A 21077-nucleotide genomic window follows, 5' to 3' on the forward strand; every position below is an offset into this window, starting at 1 on the left:
CTACCCGTGTGAAAGTAGGTCATCGCCAGGCTCTCCATCCCCAGAACACCCCAGATCTCCCAAGGTCTGGGGTGTTTTGCTTTGCGGCGGCGGCGACGGCTCCAACGAAATTCACTCCGGGCCGACTTAAAAAGCCATAAAAAAAGCGGCCACACGGGCCGCTTTCATGCCATCTACCGCCTGATCAAGCGCCGCAGCCGTGCTCAGCTGCCTTGGCCAGCTCTTCGGGCGGTACGTCGCGCACATGCGTGGCCACCGACCAGCGATGGCCGTACGGATCTTCGAGCTGGCCGTAGCGGTCGCCCCAGAACATGTCCTGCACCGGCATCGTGACCTTGGCGCCGGCGTCGACGGCCCGGGCCACCGCCGCGTCAACATCCTCGACGTACAGGTGCAGCACCACCGGCGTTCCCTTCAATGCCTTCGGTCCCAGGCTCTGCCATTCGGGCATTTCCTCGGCCATCATCACCGGCGAATTGCCGATGCGCAGCATCGCGTGCATCAGTTGGCCTTGCGGCGTGGTGAGCCGGAATTCCTCGACCGCGCGGAACGCGCGCTTGTAGAACTCGATCGCTTCCAGCGCGTTGGCGCAGACGATATGCGGCGTCAGCGTGGGCATCCCATCGGGAATCGGCTTGACTTGCGTTTGTGCCATCTTGGTTCTCCTGTCTAATCGTATTGCTCGTACTGTTTGAACTCTTCGAACTGTTCCAACTGTCTTCGACCGTCTTTTTGCGCGTGATCGCGTCGTTATTGCATCGTTATTGCATCGTTATTGCGTTTGGGACTGCTGTCGCTGCTGGATGGGTTCCAATTCGCGGAAGCGCTCGATGCCCTCGCTCGGCGGAAAGTCCTCGAGGTCGTACAGCTGCCGCACCTCGATCTCGCAGTGGTTATCGTCGGTTTGCGGATTCGGAAAGCGCCGGGTCCATTCGAGCGCTTCCTCGCGCGACTTGACCTGGATGATCGTGTAACCGGCGATCAGCTCCTTGGTCTCCGCGAACGGCCCGTCGGTGACGGTCCGTTGCTGGCCCTGATAGCGAATTCGCCAGCCCTTGGCGCTGGGTTGCAGCCCGGACGCATCGACCAGGACGCCGGCCTTGGCCAGCTCCTCGTGATAGGCGGCCATCTCGCTGATGAGCGCCTCCTCCGGCATCACGCCGCTCTCGGTCTTTTGCGTGGCTCGGACCAGAATCATGAAGCGCATTGCGGTATCTCCTGTCGGTAGATCAGTCTAGGCATTGCGACGCCGCTCAGGGCTGCAGTTCGAACAGCGCCTTGCCGCTCTCCACGTCGAAGGGCGCCGAGAAATGTTCGTGGGCGATCTTCCAGCCGTCGCCGGTATTGCGCAGCCCGACGGTGACTCGCATCCACGAGCTCTTTTCGGTGCCGTTTTCTTCATGCCCGCAGCGCAGCAGATAGTGGCCGTAGCCAAACTGCTGATCGACGAACAATCGCAGCTGGTTCATCTCGAACACCATCGGCCCGGGGCACATCTCCATGCATGCGGCCCAGTGCTTGCCGTAGGCGTCGACGCCCTTGAACTGCAGCTGCATCACGGCATCGAAGGCGACGATGTCCGGCGTGTAGTGCGACACGATGCGCGGCACGTCGCGGGCGACCGCGGCGTCTCGCCAGGCCGACAGCATGGCGCGGATCTGGGTCTCGGCGGCGGTCTGGGATTGCGGGGCATTGCTCATCTTGAGTCTCCTGAAAGGAAAGGCGGATAGCGGGTTGGAGATGCGAGGTCGTGGTCGGGTCCGGCCGTCACTGCGCGGGCGGCGTACTGCCGACCGCCAGCGACATCACCGGCCGCACTTCGATGCTGCCCAGCCGTGCGGCGGGAATCCCCGCCGCCGCGTGCAGCGCCTCGTGCAGGCCTTCGGCCTCGATCAGATAGAAGCCCGCCAGCTGTTCCTTGGTTTCCGCGAACGGCCCGTCGGTGAACGATACCTTGCCGGCGCGGACCCGCAGCGTGGTGGCCGTCGTCGCGCTTTCCAGCGCTTCGCCGGCCAGGTACATGCCGTCGCGCTCGAGCGTGGCGCGCAAGCGCAGGCACTGTTCCACCAGGCTGCGCCATTCCGGCTCGGGCATCGCTTGCAGGACACGCTCGTCGGTATAGATCAGGCACAGGTATTTCATCGTCGCCGCTCCTCGGATTCGGTGGCTGTTCGGACTTCCTGTTACCTAGTCGTACGGCGAACGCGCCGATCGACAATGCCCCGCAAAAAAATTTACGTCCCGCTTGCGCCAGGCAATTCGCGGATCGGCCGGATCTCGACGCTGCCATGCCGCGCCGGCGGGATCTTCGAGGCGACCTGGATCGCCTCGTTCAGGTCGGCGGCCTCCATCAGATAGAAGCCGGCCAGCTGCTCCTTGGTCTCGGCGAACGGCCCGTCGGTGACGGTCACCTTGCCGTCGCGCACGCGCAGCGTCTTGGCGGTCTCGACCGGCTGCAGCGCCTCGCCGCCGATGTAGTGGCCGCTGCTGCGCACCTTGTCGCCGAAGCGCAGGCATTCGCCGACCAGCGAATCCCATTCTTCGGGCGGCATGCTGTAGACCTGCTTCTCCTGGTAATAGATCAGGCAGAGATATTTCATCTGGGGCTCCTCGGTAGGGTGGTGTTGGCGGGCCAGCAAGCGGCGCGGCAACGAAACAGCAACGAAACAGCAACGAAACAGCAACGAAACAGCAACGAAACGGCACGGAAAATCAGCATAGACGGCGCCGGCGACGACGCCATGACGCCGGCAGGGCCATGGCCCTGTCAGTGGATAGTCGTTCGGGATCGGGCGAAATCGACAGAGGCGTCCGACAGAGGGAATCGAAAGAAACCATCGGCAGAGGCCATCGACGGCAGACGAGCCTGCCGCAGTCGCGCTCGCCCCCTCTATTGCGGCAGCGCAGCAAGCCGGCGTTCGATGAAGCGCCGCTCCGGGCCCTGGCGGACCAGTTCGAGCACGGTCCGATACGCGTCCCGGGCATCGGCGTAGCGGCCCAGGCGCCGGCACAGATCCGCCCGGGCGGCATGGGCCAGGTGGTAATCGCCCAGATCGCCACGGGCCAGGATCGCGTCGACCAGCTGCAGTCCCGCCTCGGGACCGTCCCGCATCGCCACGGCGACCGCACGGTTCAGTTCGACCACGGGCGAGGGTTGCAGCGCCAGCAACACGTCATAGAGCGCGACGATCTGCGGCCAGTCGGTCGACGCAGCGCTGTCCGCTTCGGCGTGTACCGCCGAAATCGCGGCCTGCAGCGAATACGGCCCGAAGCGGCGCGACGACAGCGCCCGCTCGACCAGCGCGGTGCCCTCGGCGATCAGCGCGCGATCCCAGCGGCTGCGGTCCTGCTCGTCGAGCAGCACCAGTTCGCCGTCGGGCGAGGTGCGCGCGGCCCGGCGCGACTCGTGCAGCAGCATCAGCGCCAGCAGTCCCATGACCTCGGGCTCGGGCAGCAGCTCGAGCAGCAGCCGCGCCAGCCGGATCGCCTCGCCGGACAGGTCGTGGCGGGTCAGCTGATCGCCGGAGCTGGCCGAATAGCCCTCGTTGAAGACCAGGTAGACCACGCGCAGCACGCTGTCGAGGCGCTCCGGCAGGTCCTGGCGGTCGGGCACCTGATAGGGAATGCGCGCGTCACGGATCTTGGCCTTGGCGCGCACGATGCGCTGGGCCAGCGTCGACGGCGCGGTCAGGAAGGCGTGGGCGATATCCTCGGTGGTCAGGCCGCAGACCTCGCGCAGCGTCAGGGCGACCTGGGCGTCGGGCGCCAGCGCGGGGTGGCAGCAGGTAAAGATCAGGCGCAGCCGGTCGTCTTCCAGACAGGTGTCGTCGAAGAGCTCGTCGAAGGCGCGCGTCGCGCTCTCGTCGACGATCGCTTCGACCTGTTCGGTGACGTCGTCGAGCGGGCGAAAGCGCGCGTGGCGGCGGATGCCGTCGATGGCCTTGAAGCGGCCCGCCGAGATCAGCCATGCGCAGGGATTGGCGGGCACGCCGTCGCGCGGCCATTGTTCGAGGGCTGCCTTGAAGGCGTCGTGCAGGGCTTCCTCGGCCAGATCGAAGTCGCCCAGCAGGCGGATCAGCGTGGCCAGCACGCGGCGCGATTCGGCGCGATAGATCTCGCCGACGGTGGCCTCCGACGCCGCAGGGGCGTGTTTTTCCGACGGTGTGGCGGGAGTTTCGGACGGTGCGGCGATGGGATCTGGCATCGGTCGTTGTCGGCGAAGCCGCCGCGGACCGCGGCCGGCAGGCGTGCGCTGGCGCACGGGCATGCCGATTCTGCGGCGGATGAGTGCCGATGGCAAGGCGAGCCGGGCCGTTGTAACAAAGTGCCACAGGGCAGGGCGGTGCGCCGGAGAAGCGCCAGTCGAACAAGGCGTGCCGGTGACCCGAATGGAACCGCAATCGGGCTCCATTCGGACGCCTGTCGTGTTCAAACCGCGCGGGCATGGCTCGTGCTTGATATGGCGGCCGCGCGCCGAGCCGAGCGCGCGCGAAAACGAGGAGACGCGAAGCCATGGAACGAATCCGGCGCGACTGGCGTGACCATCCTGTCCGGCTGCTGCTCGGCCTGACCATCAACGGCGGCGGCCTGGCGGTGCTGCTGACCCGGCTGCTCGCCGATGTCTGAACGGCGGCTCCGGCGCGGCCGGCATGGGAGGCGCCATGCCGCCTGACACGACCCCGCCGCCGGACGCCGGCGCGCAGGCCGCGGGGCCGGTCGGCACCTGGCGCCGCCCGCCTGGCGGCAAGCTGCATTGGCGCCGTCTGCTGGCCTTCCTGGGGCCCGGCTACCTCGTCGCGGTCGGCTATATGGACCCAGGCAACTGGGCCACCGACCTTGCCGCCGGTTCGGGCTACGGCTACGCGCTGCTGTGGATCGTGCTGATGTCCAGCCTGATCGCGATGCTGCTGCAGACGCTGGCGGCGCGGCTCGGCGTGGTGTCCGGCATGGACCTGGCGCAGGCCTGCCGGCAGCATTCGAGCAAGCGCTCGGCGCTGGCGCAATGGCTGCTGTGCGAGCTGGCGATCTGCGCCACCGACCTGGCCGAGGTCATCGGCACCGCGATCGCGCTGAACCTGCTGTTCGGCATTCCGCTGACCTGGGGCGTGGCCGCGACGGTGCTCGACGTGCTGCTGATCCTCGCGCTGCAGCAGCGCGGCTACCGGCAATTGGAAGCGGTGGTCATCGCGCTGCTCGCGGTGGTGTTCCTCTGCTTTGCGATCAACCTGGTACTGGTGCAGCCGCAATGGGGCGACGTCGCGCGCGGCTTCGTGCCGAGCACGCGGGTGCTGACCGACACCAACATGCTGTACATCGCGATCGGCATCGTCGGCGCGACCGTGATGCCGCACAACCTGTATCTGCATTCGTCGATGGTCGGACCGCAGCGGATCCGGCGCGGACACGAGAGTATCGCCACCACGCTCGCCTATTACACGGTCGACATCATGCTGGCGCTGGTGATCGCCTTCTTCATCAACGCCGCCATCCTGGTGACCGCCGGCGCCGTGTTCCATACCGGCGGCATGCACGAGGTCAACGACCTGCGCGCCGCCTACCAGCTGCTCGGGCCGCTGACTGGCACCGCGATCGCCAGCGTGCTGTTCGGGGTCGCGCTGCTCGCGTCGGGACAAAGCTCCGCGGTGACGGCGACGCTGGCCGGGCAGATCGTGATGGAGGGCTTCGTCAAGCTGCGGCTGCCGGCGTGGGCGCGGCGGCTGCTGACGCGGGGCATCGCGGTGGTGCCGGCGATGTTCGTCGCGCTGGCCTACGGCGAAGCGGGCATCGGCCAGTTGCTGGTGCTCAGCCAGGTCATCCTGAGCCTGCAATTGCCGTTCGCGGTGGTGCCGCTGATCTGGCTGACCAGCCGCCGCTCCGTGATGGGCGCCTACGTCAACAAGCCGTGGGTCACGGTATTGGCGGTGATTGCGGTGACGCTGATCATCGGCATGAACGTGACGCTGCTGGCGACGACCGTGTTGCCATAGCCGGCGGGACCAGACCCGCGCGGTAGCGCCCGCCGCAGCGTCCATAAAAAGAGGCGGCCATTGCGGCCGCCTCGTTCTTCATCACCACACATCCGCGGCAGACGGCCGATCAGGCCTTGCCCGGCGGCACCTTTGGCGACCCGGATGCTGCGCCGCCCGCACCGCCCGCGCCGGGCGCGCCGGTGTCGGTCGGCAGCTCGGCCTCATCGACGCTGCCCAGGTCCGCGCCCGTCACCGGATCGCTGTTGACGTCCGATTCGGTGCGCATCGCCGCCGCTTCCACCGCGCTGGCCTGGTTGGGCTCGAGCTGGACTTCGGGCATGCCGCTGCCGCCATCGACCGCCGGCGTCGGACTCTCGACGAACTCGAAGGTCGAATCCGAATTCCACGGACCGCGCAGCGCGTCGCCCTGCGACATCTTGTAGTAGACGCTGGCGAACTCGGGCATTGGCGGCGCCTTGCCCGGGGGGAAGCTGGGCTGGATCGAATACAGCGCCTTCTCGAACGACTTCTGGTGCGACACCTCGCGCGTCATCAGAAAGCCCAGGGCTTCCTGCACGCCGGGGTCATCGGTAACGTTGATCAGCCGCTCGTAGATGATCTTGGCGCGCGCCTCGGCGGCGATATTGGAGCGCAGGTCCGCGGTGGGCTCGCCGATCGTGTCGATATAGGCCGCGGTCCAGGGCACGCCGCCCGAATTGGTCAGCGGCGGGCCGCCGCCATACAGCAGTTGGGTTACGTGGCTGTCGTTGCCGGGGCCGGATAGCGAGCGATACAGCTCGGCTTCCTGTTCGATGCCCTCGGCAAGCTGGCCCTTGGCCCCCTTGTTGAGCATCGCGACGATCGAGCCGATTACCTCCAGATGGCTCAGTTCCTCGGTTGCGATATCCAGCAGCATGTCCTTGCGGCCCGGATCGTCCTCGGCCAGCGCCTGCGTGAAATAGCGCAGTGCGGCCGCCAATTCGCCCTGCGGACCGCCGAACTGCTCCAGCAACAGATTGGCCAGACCGGGATCGGGCCGTGATACGCGTACGGTGTACTGCAATCGTTTGTTGTGCATGAACATGGGGATCCTCCGATCTCGGTCAACGGAACTCAAGCAGGGACTCAAGCGGTACTTCACTCCGCATGGGCGTGGGTTGCGCTGCAATGCCCATGCCCGGAGCAAGGATCGGTGGGACGAAACGCGGTCGTGAGTGCCTGCCGCCGGAAGAGGCGGCGCGAGAGCGGGGAAGGAGACGGGGTCCTATCGTAGTCGGCGTGCGGTGAAATTAGGCAAACGTGTAAAACTTTCGCTTATGGCGCCGGACCGGTCGGAGGAATGTCGCAGGCGTGCAACGCGCATCGGGGAACCGCACGCCGCGCATCGGGCATCGGGCAGTGCCGACCACCGCAACGCCAACCCGCTCACCGCGCGGCCTGCGTCACCGGCAACGCCTTCAGATGGAGATAGAGCGCGGTCAGGTCGGTGTCGCTCATCTTGCGCAGGCTTTCGAACGGCATCACCTTGCTGACCTCGGTGCCGTCCGGCCGCACGCCGTTGCGCATCATCTCGATAAAGCGCTCCGGCGTGCGGTAGCGCAGCATCACGGCGCCCGGGCGCAGGTCGGCGGCCGGGGGCCAGTCCGGCGGCGCGCCGGGAATCTTGCCGCCGGCCAGATCGGCGCCGTGGCAGCCGATGCAGGCATTGGCGACATAGGCGCCATAGGCGGCGGTCGGCGCCGGCTGCAGCGGCGGCGACGGCGGGCGGGCGTGGTCGATCTTGGCCGCCGCGTCCTGGATCATGCCGAAGCCGTAGAGCACGCGCGCCATCAGCGGCAGGCGGATCTCGGTCATCCCGCTGAGCAGCGGCGGCAGGCTGCGCATATAGGCGACCAGCGCGGACAGGTCTTCGTCGCTGAGCTGGTTGTAGTCCTCGCTCGGCATGATCATCAGCGGCCGGCCCGATGGCGCGACGCCGTGACGGATCGCCAGGACCCAGTCCCGTTCGCGGTAGCGCGCGATATCGGGATTGCCGGCCGTCACGTTCGGCGTGCGCACGAACATGCCGGACGGGTCGTTGATCATCACGCGGCCGCGGCCGTCGGCGCCGTGGCATTCCATGCAGCCGCGCGACTCGTAGAGATACTTGCCGCGCGCGAGGGCTTGCGCGTCATCGCGATAGGCGACGGGAACCGCGGGCACGTGCACCTGCCGTTGGGCCTTGCGTTCGGCGAGCAGGATGCCGGTCGCCAGGACCAGGCCGGCGGCGACGATCAGCCCGGCGATCGTCCAACCCGCAATACGGATCACGCGCTTCATCGTCGCCCCTGTCGATGCGGAAAAGGCGATTTTGCGGCGATGCCGATGGTGGCGGTATGTGCGTGAGCGCACCGAGAGCGATGCGGGCACGATAGGCCGTGCGGCGCGTGACGTGATGCAAAAGCGAAAACCAGTTGGTTTCAGCGGTAGCGGCTTTGCGGTCAGCGGGCAAAGATGGCAGCCCCCATGACCTCAAGGAGTTGCCATGCCGTTCGTTTCTTTCGTCCCCGCCCAGCGGCCCATCGACATCCCGCCGCCAATGCCGCAGGCGAAGTCCCCCGACCAGCGGTTGTCGATGTCGCCGGAGGATGCCGCCAATGCGCTGCTGATGAACCTGCTGCTCGCCAACCTGAACGCCAACGCCTTCGCGCCGCGGAGATCGGCGCCGCTGCAGATCAATGCGATCGTGCTGGTCGACCAGGCCGGCAGGCTGTCGGCGGCGATCGTGGTGCTGTGGCCGGCGCGCAATCCCGAGCCCGAACCGACGCATCGCGATGATCGGCAAAGCGAGCGCGCCAAACAGCAGCATCATCGGCCCGAGCCGGCGTACAGCGCGCCGCCGCGGCAACGGCCAGAACCCGCGCACAGCGCGCCGCCGCGGCACCGGCCCGAACCCGCGTACAGCGCGCCGCCGCAGGGGCCCGAACCCACGTACGGCGCGCCCCCGCCGCCGCGGCCCGAACCGACGTATAGCGCGCCCCCGCCGCATGGCCCGGAATCCACGCACAGCGCGCCGCCGCCGCAGAAACCCGCCGCTTCAGCAAACCCTTACGCGCCCGACGGATGGAGCTATGACCGTCTGCCGCACGAAATCCTGGGGCTGAATGCCGGCGAGACGGATCTGGCGAAGATCGGCAAGGCGTTCCGGGCGGCATCGCTGAAGGCCCATCCCGACAAGGGCGGCAGTCAGGAGGCGATGCAGGCCGTCGGCGCTGCCCGGGAGTTCATGCAGGCTCAGGCCGAACAGGCCACCGCCGGGTCGGCTGCCCACTGAGCTGCCCAGAATGCTGCCCAATAAGTTGCCCAATAAGCAGCCCAATAAGCAGCCCAATAAGCAGCCCACCAGGCGGTAGAGACCGCAGGCGCCCAGAGGCGCCACCAACTGGCCCGTCCAGCGCGATATGCGGGGCGGGCCGGTTTCCTTTCTGTCCACCTGCGTTTAATGCCCCCGTTTAATCCACCCGTCTAATCCACCCGCTTTAACGTACCGGCTTTAATCCACCCGCTTTAATCCACCCGCTTTAATCCACCTGCGCGCCGGACGACTTGACGATGCGCGCCCACTTGTCGATATCGCCCTTGAGCTGCGTGGCGAACTGCTGCGGCGTGGCCGACAGCGCTTCGGCACCTTGCGCACCGAGCTTCTCGCGCAGCGCAGGGTCGGCCAGCGCGGCCTGCATGGTCTGGGCAAGCTTCTGCGTGATCTCCTTCGGCGTGCCCTTGACCGCGAACAGGCCGACCCACAGATCGCCGCTATAACCCGGCACCGTCTCGCCGATGGCCGGAATGTCCGGCGCGAACGGCGAGCGCCTGGCCGAGCTGACGCCCAGCGCGCGGACCTTGCCCGCCTTGATGTGCGGCAGCACCAAGGGCAGGCTGGCGAACGCCATCGGCACCTGGTTGCCGAGCACGTCATTGAGGGCCGGCGCCACGCCCTTGTACGGGACATGCTCCAGCTGGATGCCGGCCATGCTGTTCAGCATTTCGCCCAGCAGATGGTTCAGCGTGCCGTTGCCGGCCGAGGCAAAGCGATACTGGCCGGGCTTGGCCTTCGCCATTGCGATCAGTTCGGGCAGCGTCTTCGCCGGGAAGGCGGGATTGACCACCAGCACGTTCGGCACGGTCGCGACCAGTGCGATCGGCTCGAAGTCCTTGATCGGATCGAACGGAACCTGGCGGTACAGCGACGGGTTGATCGCCTGCGTGCTGCTGATGGTCATCAGCAGCGTGTAGCCGTTCGGCGTCGCGCGCGCCGCGAACTGCGTGCCGATATTGCCGCCGGCGCCGGGCCGATTCTCGACCACGACCTGCTGGCCGAGCCGTTGCGACAGGTCGGCCGCCACCAGCCGGGCCACGATATCGTTGGTCCCGCCCGGTGCCTGCGGCACGATCATCTGAATCGGCTTGCTGGGCCAGTTGTCGGCCTTGGCCGGCGTGGCGCCGAGCAATGCCACCGCGGATACGGCGCAGGCCAGGGCCTGGCGAATGCCTTGCATGAGATCTCCTCCTTGTTGTCGCGTTGCTGTCACGCAGGCGGGGCGCGGCGGCAACTGCCATCGGCCCCGTCCAATGCGCGAGCGACTTTACCGAAGGAGAACCCCGGCGGGAAATTCAATCTGCGACTACGGCCATAAGCGCCGCTTATCGCAGCATGGCGCAGCATTGGCCGCCGACCTTATTGCTCCAGGAACGGCAGCGCCCGCGCCAACAGAGCGTCAGGCGCTTCCTCGGCAATGTAGTGCCCGCACGGCAACGGCCCGCCATCGACATCCTCCGCCACCCGCTGCCATTCCTGCAGCGGCTGGAAGCAGCGATGGACCACGCCCTGTTCGCCCCACAGCACCAGCAGCGGCATCGTCAGCTGCTTGCCGGCCTCGCGGTCGGCGCGGTCGTGTTCGAGATCGATGCCGGCCGCGGCGCGATAGTCCTCGCAGACGCCATGCGCGGCGCCGGGCAGGGCGGCGCAGCGTTCGTACTCGCGCAGCGCGCGCGGATCGAAGGGGCTCAGACCCGCGCTGCGGCCGCCCATCAGGTCACGGATATAGCGCGACGGATCGGCCTCGATCAGCCGCTCGGGCAGGGGCGCCGGCTGGATCAGGAAGAACCAGTGCCAGTACGCGCGGGCGAAGGCCTCGGTGGTCTGCTCGTACATGGCCAGCGTCGGCGCGATATCGAGCAGCACCATCCGCTCGACCGCGGCGGGATGGTCCATGCCGAGCCGATGGGCCACGCGCGCGCCACGGTCGTGCGCCAGCACGCGAAAGCGATCGAAGCCCAGCGACTGCATCACGCGCAGCGTGTCGCGCGCCATCGTCCGCTTGCTGTAGTTGCCGTGGTCGCCGGTGCCGGCCGGCTTGGACGAATCGCCATAGCCGCGCAGGTCGCAGGCCACCACGGTGAACCGCTGCGCCAGTGCCGGCGCGACCTTGTGCCAGATCGCATGGGTCTGCGGATGGCCATGCAGCAGCAACAGCGGCGGCCCGTCGCCGCCGACGACGGCATGGATCGTGACCTCGCTGTCGGTCTCGACGTCGATGCTGCGGAATTGCGGAAAGAGGGAAAGGTCCACGGCGCGATCTCCGAACGGGAATCGCGCCATTCTAGTGCGTCGGCACCGGGGCATTGGGCGCCTGCCAGGCAACACAAGGCTAACTGGCAGGAAATAACGGCCGACCCCCGCCGGCATAACGGCGCCGCCGCCCCCCGCCCGGCCGCAGCCGAGCCACAGGCTCAGCCTCAGCGTCAGTCGCAGCCACTGCCGAGCCGCAGCTGCAGCCCTAGCCGCGGGAGCAGCCGCCGCTGCCGCGCGCCAGCCGCCGCAGCCGCGCCATCAGGCCGCCAGCACCTCCGAATTGACCAGCCGCAGCGTCTGCGGATGCGTCAGCGGAATCTCCGCCGCGCGCAGCCGCTTCAGGATGTCGAACAGCAGATCGCTCTTGGTGCCGCCGGCAATGCGCGGGCTGGAGACGAAGCCCGTCACCGTCAGCGTGATGCCGTTCGGCGCCAGTTGGCTGAAGGTCACCGACGGCGCGGGATGGTCGAGGATGGCCTGGTTGTCCGCGTAGGCGGCCAGCAGCATGTCGCGCACTTCCTCCGGGTCGATGTTCAGCGGGAAGGTCAGCGTCAGCGAGGCCACGCCGAGCGTGCTGTTGTTCATCGTGACATTGCGCACGCTCTGCGAGATCAGCTGCGAGTTCGGCACGATCATCGTCGAGCGGTCGCCCAGCTGGATCTCGGTGGCGCGCACGCTGATGCGGCGGATATCGCCCTCGACGCCGCCGATATTGACCATGTCGCCGACCTTGACCGGCCGCTCGGTCAGCAGGATCAGCCCCGAGATGAAGTTCTTGACGATCTCCTGCAGGCCGAAGCCGATGCCGACCGACAGCGCGCTGACGATCCAGGCCAGGTTGTCCCAGCGCACGCCCAGCAGCGACAGCGTCATCAGCACCAGCAGCACGTAGCCGATATTGCTGAACAGCGTCACCAGGGAGGCGCGCATGCCCGGCTCCATGCCGGTCTTGGGCAGCAGGTCCGCATCGAGCCAGCGGCGCACCGAGCGCAGGATATAGACGCCCACGCCGGTGGCGATCACGGCATTCAGGATGCGCTCCGGCATGATGTTCATCGCCCGCAGCCGCTCGCCGCCCAGCACCATCAGCAGGCTGTCGAGCAGGTCCTTGGGCGTGGTGCCGAAGCCGCCGGTCAGCAGCGCGATCACGGCCAGCAGCAACAGCAGGCTCGAGCCCAGCCCCGACAGCACGGTCGACACCTGATCGAGATGGCTGTCGCCGAGCCCGAACAGCTGCTTGATGATGCGGCCGCTCGAATAGTGCACCGAGAACAGGCTCTCGCAGGCATCGCGCGTCAGCTTGGTCAGCAGATACAGGCTGCATAGCACGATGTCGAACCAGACGATCTCGTAGGTCAGGAAGCGCGCGAAGGTGATATAGCCGGTCACCAGGGCCACCAGCGTCACCACGATGGTGGCGGTCAGGCCGGCCAGCACGATGCCGGTCAGCGTCGAGCCGCTGCCCGGCCGCTCGCCGGCGGCGACCAGCGCGGCGCGCACGCGGTTGGCCCGCAGCAGCCCGGCGCCGATCGTCAGCGTGACCACCAGCGAGACCAGGCCGCGCCCGAACAGCGTGACCTGGACGCTGGTATCGATGGTCCGGTTCAGCTGCTCGACGGTGCCGGCCAGCAACAGCAGGCCAGCCAGCACGATGGGGAAGGGCCGCAGCGCGCGGGCGATGTCGTCGTGCAGCGACGGCAGGCGCCAGGTCGGATGGCGCGTGCACAGCAGCGCCCGGCCCAGGCCCGCGATCAGCGCGCTGGTCATCGTCAGCTTGATCAGCTCGTCCGCCAGGTCGCGCATCGGCTCGGACAGCTCGTAGTCGCGCGTGAAGGCGAACAGCACGATGCGCACGGCCAGCGCGGTGGTCAGCACCGTGGCCAGCGCGGTCGACAACGCCAGCGCGCTGCGCCGCAGCCGGTGCTCCGGCAGCCGGTGCAGGCAAACCCAGGCCATGCCGCGCTCGATCAGCCGGCGGCCCAGCGACCAGATGGCAAAGGCCAGCGCCAGCAGCATCACCGTGCCGGTCCGGTGCTCGGCGTCCCAGGCCTGTTTCGCCATCGGCGTGACCAGCGAGCGCAGCGATTCGAAGCGCTGGCGGTCCTGCGGGCTCGGGTCGAATGCCGGCATCCAGAAGTCGCCGCTGAGGATGCTGTTGGAGCGCAGGGCGACCTGGTCCTTCAGATGGCCGCGCTGCAGCTTGCCGATCTGATCGGCCAGATTGCCGAGGCTTTCCTTGTCTTCCTCGGCCTTCTTCAACTGCTCGTCGAGCGCCTTGGCGCGTCCGTTCAAGTCTGCGCGCTGGCGGGCGACGGCGGGCGCCTCCGACGCGCTGCCGTCGGCCGGCGGCGGGCCCAGCAGATCGATCTGTGCCTGCACTTTGGCGCGCTCGGCCACCAGCGTGCCGGTCAGCGTGTCGACGTCCGCCAGCAGCCGGTGCACGGCATCGTCGAGCTCGGTCAGCTGGTTGCCGGTGGTGTCCTTGGAGGCCTGCTGCTTGATGCGGTCCTGCTCGGTCTGCAGCCGTTTCAACTCCGCGCTGGCCGCGGCGGCGGAGAACGGGGCGGCGGGCTTGTCCGCGGTCTGGGACGGTTCGTCCGCGCCAAAGGCCGCGGGTGCCGCGGCGGGTAACAGATGCAAAAAGACGATCAGCAGCAGGCTGAACGCCATTCCGGGAAATCGACGCATGAGGGGAGCACCTTTCGAGCCGGCGCCTGCGGGCGCCGGACGTTGCCGTGGAGTCATCCGATGCGTGCCGGGCGTCGCGCCATGCCGCGGGGAAGTGGGCAGGGCCATGACGGGGCGTCGCAGCCAACGCGAGTGGACACCGCCGGCACCGGAAAGCCCGGAATTATACATACGTCGGCGAACACGATTTCAAAAGTGGCTAATTAGCCGCTATCGTGTCGCGACATCGGGCTTGGCAGCCGTCGCCAAATCGCCGTCGCCAATGGCCGTCGCCAATTCGCCGTCGCCGGGTCGCCGTCGCACTATCTCGGCCGGAAGCGCTCCACGACCTCGAGCAGGCGATCGCAGGACGCCGCCACCTGCATCGGCGGCGCGGTCGCAATGCCGAGCAACAATCCGGACTTCGCGCCCGCGGCGGACGCATACCAGACCGACAGCGGCGAGGGCGCTATGCCGAAGCTCGCCGTTTCCTTCACGATCGACACGTCGTCGGTGCCGTCCGGCAGCCGCAGCAGCACCGCCAGCCCGGTCGGATCCGCCGCCGCGCCGACGCGCGGACGCAGGCAGGCCAGCAGCCCATCGCGCTGCGACGCATAGAGCCGCTTGGTGCGTCGCAGGTGCCGCAGGTAATGGCCATCGTGCATGAACTCGGCGGTGGCGAGCTGGATCGACGGCGCCGGGGCGGGCGCGAGGCACGCCGCCATCTCGGCAAACCGGGACACCAGCGATGGGGGCACGACCACGAAGCCCAGGCGCAGCGCCGGGCTGATGGTCTTGCTGAAGGAGCCGATATGGATCACGCGTCCGGCGCGGTCCAGCGAGGCGAGGGCGGGCGCCGCCCGGCCCTCGAGCCGCAGCTCGCTGAGGTAGTCGTCTTCGATGACCCAGGCGCCTTGTGCCGCGGCCCAATCGAGCAGCTGCAGGCGCCGCGGCAGCGACAGCGTGCCGCCGAGCGGAGCCTGTTGCCCGGGCGTCAGCACCACCAGTGCCGCATCGGGGGCGTGCCTCAGGCCGTAGTCGACATCGAGACCGTCGGCGTCCACCGGCACCGGCACCGGCGCCAACCCCGCCAGTTCCAGCCCGCGCCGCGTGTACGGAAAGCCGGGGTCCTCGGTCCATACCTTGCGCCCGTCCGGGCCGAGCGCCCGCAAGGCCAGCCCAAGCCCGCCGGCGAATCCGCCGGTGATCAGGATCTGCGACGGCGAACACTGGATGCCACGCGCGATGGCGAGGTAGGCAGCGATTTCGCGCCGCAGCGCCGGCTCGCCGCGCGGGTCGGGATAGAGCGAGGCGGCGCCGAGTTCCGCGCGGGCCGCGTGGGCGCGCACCCGCGAGAACAGCCTGGCGGGCAGGCTATCCTGCGCGGGCACGCCCATCTGGAAGATGGCCGGCCCAGCCATGAATTCGAGATACCGGTCCATGAACGAGCCGGGATCGGGCCGCTCGTCGGCGCCGGCGCGCAGCGCGGGACGTTCTGCGACCCGGGTGCCGTTGGCGCGCGATGCCACGACCAGCTGCGCATCGGCCAGCTTTTCATAGGCCGTCTTGACGGTGCCGCGCGCGACGCCGAGCTGGGTGGCAAGGTCCTGCCAGGACGGCAGCCGCGCGCCGGGTGCCAGCACGCCGTTTTCGATGGCGGTGGTGATGCCGCAGCGGATCTGTTCGGCCAGCGGCGTCCGGGCGGTCCGGTCCAGGGAGAGTTGCAGGCGCTGCGTCATGGCTGGGTCATGGTGCGGTCATCGGGCACGGGCACCGGCACGTTAACGCCGGCCGGCCTGGTACATAAAAATCGATGATTCTTGGTTCTTTTATTTGTACCAGCGCAAGACCAGAATGGGAACACCCATCTGGAGAGCCTCATGAACATTCGATCCGTGATTGGCGTCGCCTGCGCCGCCACTTATGCCGCCGCCGCCATCGCCTGGGCCATGCCGGCCTTCGGCCACGCCGCCGGGGAGAAGGTCACCCCCAATTTCAATCAACCGATCCCCAACATTCCGGGGAAGTCGCTGGTTGCCGTCGTGGTCGACTACGCGCCCGGCGCCGCCTCGCCCTCGCATGTGCATGCGAAATCCGCCTTCATCTACGGCTACGTCGTCTCGGGCGCCATCGAGTCGCAAGTCAACGACGGACCGAAACGCGTCTACCGTGCCGGCGAGAGCTTCAGCGAGTCGCCGGGCTCGCGCCATCCGGTCAGCCGCAATGCCAGCACCACCAAGCCGGCCAAGCTGCTGGCCGTGTTCGTCGTCGACACCGACGACAAGGAACTGACCACCCCTGTCCATTCCTCCGCGAAGAAGGAGTCCATGCAATGAGCAAACGTCTCGACTACAACCAGATTGCGCCCGCCGGCATGAAGGCCCTGGGCGGCGCCTATGGCTACGTGATGCAGTCCAACCTGTCGCCGGTGCTGGTCGACCTGGTCTACCTGCGCGTGTCGCAGATCAACAATTGCGCCTACTGCCTCGACATGCATACCCGCGACCTGCTGAAGAAGGGCGTGAAGGTCGAAAAGCTCGCGCTGGTCCAGGCCTGGGCCGAGGCCGGCGATCTGTTCGACGAGCGCGAGCGCGCCGCGCTGGCATGGGCCGAATCGGTGACACGCGTGGCGCAGACCGGCGTGCCGGACGCCGACTACCAGGCGGCGAGGGCGGTGTTCGACGAACGGGAGTTGGTCGACCTGACCATCGCGATCGGCGTGATGAACCTGTACAACCGCATGGCGATCAGCTTCCGCAATACGCCGCAGGCCGCGCTGGCGCAGTAATTGTTTTATCGAGCCACTTCTGGCCTATCCCCGAGGAGTACCGCCATGGCCACCGACGTCATTGCAGGCATCACGATTCCCGACAGCAAGCTGGCCCGCGAGGCCACCGAGCTGATCCGCGATACCGAGAGCGACCTGCTGTATCACCACTCCGTTCGCGTCTATTTCTGGGGCAGTCTGCTCGGACGCCGGCGGCAGCTGCGTTTCGATCCGGAGCTGCTGTACATCGCGTCGATGTTCCACGATCTGGGGCTGACTTCCCGCTATCAGCAGAGTCAGCTGCGCTTCGAGGTCGACGGCGCCAATGCCGCGCGCGACTTCCTGCGCAGCTGCGGCGTGGCCGAGAGCGATATCGCGACGGTGTGGGCCGCCATTGCCTTGCATACGACGCCGGGCATTCCGGAACACATGCATCCGGAGATCGCGCTGATCCAGGCCGGGGCGGGAATGGACGTGGCCGGGCGCGGCTATCAGGACCTCGGCGACGACGAGCGCCAAGCCGTGATCGCCGCCCATCCGCGCGGCCACGACTTCAAGCACGGCATCATCGATGCGTTCTACGAGGGCATGAAGCACCGGCCCGACACCACCTTCGGCACCTTCAACGACGATGTGCTCGCGTTCAAGGATCCGAACTTCAAGCGCGCCGACCTCTGCAGCATCATCCTCGCCTCGCGCTGGCCGGACTGAAACAGGTACCGACACCCCGCATGACGAGCGGCGCGGCCCCAAGGCGCGGCGGCCCGGCCGGGACCGCGCCGCCTCTATTCGACCTCGCCGTCGTCGGTGTCGCCGACCTTGGCGTCCTGCTCGTGGCGCATTGCCGCGGCGGTCAGCGTCGTCGCTACCGGCGGCGCGGACTCCTTGCGCTCGCTGTAGCGGTCGGTCAGGTAGTCCGAGCGGTCGCGCGTCAGCAGCGTGAACTTGACCAGTTCCTCCATCACGTCGACCACGCGGTCGTAATACGACGACGGCTTCATGCGGCCATTCGCGTCGAATTCCTGATACGCCTTCGGTACCGACGACTGGTTCGGGATCGTGATCATCCGCATCCAGCGGCCCAGCACGCGCAGCGCATTGACCGCGTTGAACGACTGCGAGCCGCCGCAGACCTGCATCACCGCCAGCGTGCGTCCCTGGGTCGGGCGAATGCCGCCGCTTTCCAGTGGCAGCCAGTCGATCTGGTTCTTGAAGACCGCGGTGAGCGTGCCATGGCGCTCGGGGCTGCACCAGACCTGTCCCTCGGACCATTCGGACAGCTTGCGCAGCTCGGCGACCTTGGGATGGTTCGCCGGCACGCTGTCGGCGATCGGCAGCGCGTGCGGATCGAACACGCGCGTTTCGGCGCCAAGGCGCTGGAGGATGCGTTCGGCCTCCAGCGTCAGCAGCCGGCTGTACGAGGTCGGGCGCAGCGAGCCGTAGAGCAGCAGGATGCGCGGGGCGTGGGTGCTGGTCTTCGCCGGTTCCAGTTTGCGCAGATCGGGGATGTCGAGCAGCGACGGCACGACGTTGGGCAGCTCGGCGCTCATTGGCCAACCCTCCGGCCGTCGGCATCGATGACCAGCTTGCCGTCTTCCTTGGCAAACGGACCTTGTTGCGGCGACGGCAGGATGTCGAGCACCACCTCGGAGGGCCGGCAAAGCCGAACGCCGAGCGCGGTGACCACGAAGGGGCGATTGATCAGGATCGGGTGCGCCATCATCGCGTCGAGCAGCTGGTCATCGGTCAACGATGGGTCGTCAAGGCCCAGCTCGGCATAGGGCGTGCCGTTTTCGCGAATCGCTTCGCGTACGCGCAAGCCGGCCTGCCGGATCATGCCTTGGAGTTCGCCGCGCGTCGGCGGCGTCTTCAGGTATTCGATCACCGTCGGTTCGATGCCGGCGTTACGGATCATTGCCAGTGTGTTGCGGGACGTGCCGCAGGCGGGGTTGTGATAGATCGTGACAGTGGACATGACAGCGGACATGACGTTTCTCAGCGGGCTTCGTACCAGCGTTGCGAGCGATTGACCACGCCCACCACCAGCAGCATGATCGGCACCTCGATCAGCACGCCGACCACGGTGGCCAGCGCCGCGCCGGATTCGAAGCCGAACAGGCTGATCGCGGTGGCGACGGCCAGCTCGAAGAAGTTGCTGGCGCCGATCAGCGCGGACGGGCCGGCAACGCAATGGGCCACGCCCAGCTTGCGGTTCAGGAAATAGGCCAGGCCCGAGTTCAGCACGACCTGGATCAGGATCGGCACCGCCAGCAGCAGGATGATCAGCGGCTGCTCGACGATCGCATTGCCCTGGAAGCCGAACAGCAGCACCAGCGTCGCCAGCAGCGCGGCGATCGAATACGGGCCCAGCGCGCCGGTTACGCGCCGATACGTCGCTTCGCCGCGCGCCAGCAACAACTTGCGGATGGCCTGGGCGATCACAACCGGGATGACGATGTACAGCACCACCGAGACGATCAGCGTGTCCCATGGCACCGTGATCGACGACAGCCCGAGCAGCAGCCCGACCACCGGCGCGAACGCTACCACCATGATGGCGTCGTTGACAGCGACCTGGGACAGCGTGAAATACGGATCGCCCTTGCACAGCTGCGACCAGACGAAAACCATCGCGGTGCAGGGCGCCGCCGCCAGCAGGATCAGGCCCGCCACATAGCTGTCCAGCTGTTCGGCCGGCAACCAGGGCGCAAAGACATGCCGAACGAAGATCCACGCCAGCAGCGCCATCGAGAACGGCTTGACCAGCCAGTTGACGAACAGCGTCACGCCGATGCCGCGCCAGTGGCCCGCGACCTGGCCCATCGCGCCAAAGTCGATCTTGATCAGCATCGGGATGATCATCACCCAGATCAGCAGCCCGACCGGCAGATTGACCTGCGCGACTTCCATCGCGCCGATTGCCTGGAAGACGCCAGGAAACCACTGGCCGAGCAGGATCCCGGCCACGATGCACAACGCGACCCACAGGGTCAGATAGCGCTCGAAAAAACCGATGCCACTGGCCGGCGATACCGTCGCGGTCTGTTGCGTAGTCCGCTCCGCCGCCGTCATGCCTTCGGCTCCACCGCCTGCCCGCCGATTGCGCGCATTTCCTTCTGAATCGCGTTGCGGTCCAGCACGTGGAGCGGCAGGTTCACGAACTGGCCGACGCGGCCCATGATCTGGCGGAAGACCTTGTCGAACAGCTTGCGTTTCTCCTCGTCCGTTCCTTCGAAGGCGGCCGGGTCCTGGAATCCCCAATGGGCCGTGATGGGCGTGCCCGGCCAGATCGGGCAGACCTCGCCAGCGGCCTGGTCGCACACGGTGATGACGAAGTCCATCTTGGGCGCATCCGCCGCTGCGAATTCGTCCCAGCTCTTGCTGCGCAGCGCCGACACGTCGTAGCCGATCGACTGGCATCGCTCCGCGGCGAACGGGTTGACCTTGCCCGAGGGATGGCTGCCGGCGCTATAGGCCCGGAAGCGGCCCTTGCCGAGCACGTTGAACAGGGCTTCGGCCATGACGCTGCGTGCCGAATTGCCGGTGCACAGCACCAGCACGTTGAAGGTCTTGTCGGACATGGGGAGACTCGGGAAGGAGTGGGGCGCCGGAGCGCAGCCGGCCCGGCGCAAGGTGGAAACGATCAGGTTCGGTCGGGTCGGTCGGGTCGGGTGTCCGCCAGCTCGGCGACGCCGCCGTGGATAAGCACGCGCCTCATCGCGACGACTCCGACACGGTCGAGCAGCCGGACACAGGGGAGCACGGATTGCCGCCGCAGCAGTTCTCCGTCAGATAGCCGAGCAAGGCGTTCATGGTCTCGAAGCGGGCCATGTAGATGATCGAGCGGCCATCCTGGCGGCTGCGCAACAGGCCGGCGCGATGCAGCTCCTTCAGGTGGAAGGACAGCGACGAGGCCGGCATTTCCATCGATTCGGCGATCCGTCCCGCCGGCAGGCCTTCCGGGCCGGCCTGGACCAGCATGCGGAAGACGGCCAGCCGCACGGAATGGGCGAGGGCGGAGAGCGCTTCGAGGGCGGTATCGGTTTCCATGTTTCGAATATAG

At 67.4% G+C, this 21077-nt stretch carries 22 protein-coding genes; 5 read left to right on the forward strand and 17 right to left on the reverse strand.

What is annotated here, in order from left to right:
* Window positions 1-184: 184 nt before the first annotated feature.
* From K7G19_RS24480 to K7G19_RS24505, 6 genes are all read right to left on the reverse strand, one after another.
* Window positions 185-655: a VOC family protein gene (locus tag K7G19_RS24480; protein WP_226109569.1), complete on the reverse strand. Its 471-nt coding sequence runs from the start codon at window positions 653-655 to the stop codon at window positions 185-187.
* A 117-nt stretch (window positions 656-772) separates the two neighbouring features.
* A complete protein-coding gene (locus K7G19_RS24485; protein WP_226109572.1) occupies window positions 773-1207 on the reverse strand; it encodes a YciI family protein in 435 nt (144 codons plus the stop codon).
* Between the two features lie 46 nt (window positions 1208-1253).
* Window positions 1254-1700, reverse strand: a complete 447-nt coding sequence (locus K7G19_RS24490; protein ID WP_226109573.1) for a nuclear transport factor 2 family protein — start codon at window positions 1698-1700, stop codon at window positions 1254-1256.
* A gap of 67 nt (window positions 1701-1767) precedes the next feature.
* Window positions 1768-2142: a YciI family protein gene (locus K7G19_RS24495; protein WP_150084083.1), complete on the reverse strand. Its 375-nt coding sequence runs from the start codon at window positions 2140-2142 to the stop codon at window positions 1768-1770.
* A gap of 92 nt (window positions 2143-2234) precedes the next feature.
* A complete protein-coding gene (locus tag K7G19_RS24500) occupies window positions 2235-2600 on the reverse strand; it encodes a YciI family protein (RefSeq protein WP_226109574.1) in 366 nt (121 codons plus the stop codon).
* A gap of 290 nt (window positions 2601-2890) precedes the next feature.
* A complete protein-coding gene (locus K7G19_RS24505; RefSeq protein WP_149320219.1) occupies window positions 2891-4204 on the reverse strand; it encodes an RNA polymerase sigma factor in 1314 nt (437 codons plus the stop codon).
* Between the two features lie 457 nt (window positions 4205-4661).
* Here K7G19_RS24505 and K7G19_RS24510 point away from each other — a divergent pair, with 457 nt between their 5' ends.
* On the forward strand, window positions 4662-5987 hold the full coding sequence (locus K7G19_RS24510; RefSeq protein ID WP_226109575.1) for an Nramp family divalent metal transporter: 1326 nt from the start codon (window positions 4662-4664) through the stop codon (window positions 5985-5987).
* A 109-nt stretch (window positions 5988-6096) separates the two neighbouring features.
* On the opposite strand, the gene K7G19_RS24515 is transcribed toward K7G19_RS24510, so the two are convergent.
* The gene (locus K7G19_RS24515) at window positions 6097-7053 is read right to left on the reverse strand and encodes a manganese catalase family protein (protein WP_226109576.1); all 957 of its coding nucleotides are present in this window, start codon (window positions 7051-7053) and stop codon (window positions 6097-6099) included.
* A gap of 341 nt (window positions 7054-7394) precedes the next feature.
* Window positions 7395-8288: a cytochrome c gene (locus tag K7G19_RS24520; RefSeq protein WP_150084079.1), complete on the reverse strand. Its 894-nt coding sequence runs from the start codon at window positions 8286-8288 to the stop codon at window positions 7395-7397.
* Between the two features lie 328 nt (window positions 8289-8616).
* Here K7G19_RS24520 and K7G19_RS24525 point away from each other — a divergent pair, with 328 nt between their 5' ends.
* On the forward strand, window positions 8617-9282 hold the full coding sequence (locus K7G19_RS24525; RefSeq protein ID WP_226109577.1) for a hypothetical protein: 666 nt from the start codon (window positions 8617-8619) through the stop codon (window positions 9280-9282).
* A gap of 247 nt (window positions 9283-9529) precedes the next feature.
* Here K7G19_RS24525 and K7G19_RS24530 read toward each other — a convergent pair whose 3' ends face one another.
* From K7G19_RS24530 to K7G19_RS24545, 4 genes are all read right to left on the reverse strand, one after another.
* On the reverse strand, window positions 9530-10504 hold the full coding sequence (locus tag K7G19_RS24530) for a tripartite tricarboxylate transporter substrate binding protein (protein WP_226109578.1): 975 nt from the start codon (window positions 10502-10504) through the stop codon (window positions 9530-9532).
* Window positions 10505-10683: 179 nt separating this feature from the next.
* Window positions 10684-11607 (reverse strand): alpha/beta fold hydrolase, encoded by a 924-nt coding sequence (locus tag K7G19_RS24535; RefSeq protein WP_226109579.1) that lies wholly within the window; start codon window positions 11605-11607, stop codon window positions 10684-10686.
* Window positions 11608-11838: 231 nt separating this feature from the next.
* Window positions 11839-14268 carry a DUF3772 domain-containing protein gene (locus K7G19_RS24540; RefSeq protein WP_265632471.1) on the reverse strand — a complete coding sequence of 810 codons (2430 nt, stop codon included), beginning with the start codon at window positions 14266-14268 and terminating at the stop codon, window positions 11839-11841.
* Between the two features lie 302 nt (window positions 14269-14570).
* Window positions 14571-15986: a PLP-dependent aminotransferase family protein gene (locus K7G19_RS24545; protein WP_226109581.1), complete on the reverse strand. Its 1416-nt coding sequence runs from the start codon at window positions 15984-15986 to the stop codon at window positions 14571-14573.
* Window positions 15987-16127: 141 nt separating this feature from the next.
* On the opposite strand from K7G19_RS24545, the gene K7G19_RS24550 reads away from it, so the two are divergent.
* Genes K7G19_RS24550 through K7G19_RS24560 form a run of 3 tightly spaced genes read left to right on the forward strand, consistent with a single transcriptional unit; the run spans window position 16128 to window position 17725 of the window.
* The gene (locus K7G19_RS24550; protein WP_226109582.1) at window positions 16128-16583 is read left to right on the forward strand and encodes a cupin domain-containing protein; all 456 of its coding nucleotides are present in this window, start codon (window positions 16128-16130) and stop codon (window positions 16581-16583) included.
* Entirely contained in the window at window positions 16580-17035 is a 456-nt protein-coding gene (locus K7G19_RS24555) for a carboxymuconolactone decarboxylase family protein (RefSeq protein WP_149320229.1), read from the forward strand. The genes K7G19_RS24550 and K7G19_RS24555 overlap by 4 nt, the downstream gene beginning before the upstream one ends.
* 45 nt (window positions 17036-17080) lie before the next feature.
* Window positions 17081-17725, forward strand: coding sequence for an HD domain-containing protein (locus tag K7G19_RS24560; RefSeq protein WP_226109584.1), 645 nt, complete (start codon window positions 17081-17083; stop codon window positions 17723-17725).
* Between the two features lie 74 nt (window positions 17726-17799).
* Here K7G19_RS24560 and arsH read toward each other — a convergent pair whose 3' ends face one another.
* The 5 genes from arsH to K7G19_RS24585 form a co-directional block, all read right to left on the reverse strand.
* Window positions 17800-18564, reverse strand: coding sequence for an arsenical resistance protein ArsH (arsH, locus tag K7G19_RS24565; protein WP_226109586.1), 765 nt, complete (start codon window positions 18562-18564; stop codon window positions 17800-17802).
* Window positions 18561-18989 carry an arsenate reductase (glutaredoxin) gene (gene arsC, locus K7G19_RS24570; protein WP_226109633.1) on the reverse strand — a complete coding sequence of 143 codons (429 nt, stop codon included), beginning with the start codon at window positions 18987-18989 and terminating at the stop codon, window positions 18561-18563. Before arsC ends, arsH begins: the two co-directional genes overlap by 4 nt.
* Before the next feature lie 20 nt (window positions 18990-19009).
* Entirely contained in the window at window positions 19010-20086 is a 1077-nt protein-coding gene (gene arsB, locus K7G19_RS24575; RefSeq protein ID WP_226109588.1) for an ACR3 family arsenite efflux transporter, read from the reverse strand.
* The gene (locus K7G19_RS24580) at window positions 20083-20595 is read right to left on the reverse strand and encodes an arsenate reductase ArsC (RefSeq protein ID WP_226109591.1); all 513 of its coding nucleotides are present in this window, start codon (window positions 20593-20595) and stop codon (window positions 20083-20085) included. The genes arsB and K7G19_RS24580 overlap by 4 nt, the downstream gene beginning before the upstream one ends.
* Before the next feature lie 133 nt (window positions 20596-20728).
* Window positions 20729-21064 carry a helix-turn-helix transcriptional regulator gene (locus tag K7G19_RS24585; RefSeq protein ID WP_226109593.1) on the reverse strand — a complete coding sequence of 112 codons (336 nt, stop codon included), beginning with the start codon at window positions 21062-21064 and terminating at the stop codon, window positions 20729-20731.
* Window positions 21065-21077: the final 13 nt, after the last annotated feature.

It is taken from the genome of Cupriavidus sp. DB3 (assembly GCF_020418465.1).
In the GTDB taxonomy this organism is placed as follows: Bacteria; Pseudomonadota; Gammaproteobacteria; order Burkholderiales; family Burkholderiaceae; genus Cupriavidus; species Cupriavidus cauae.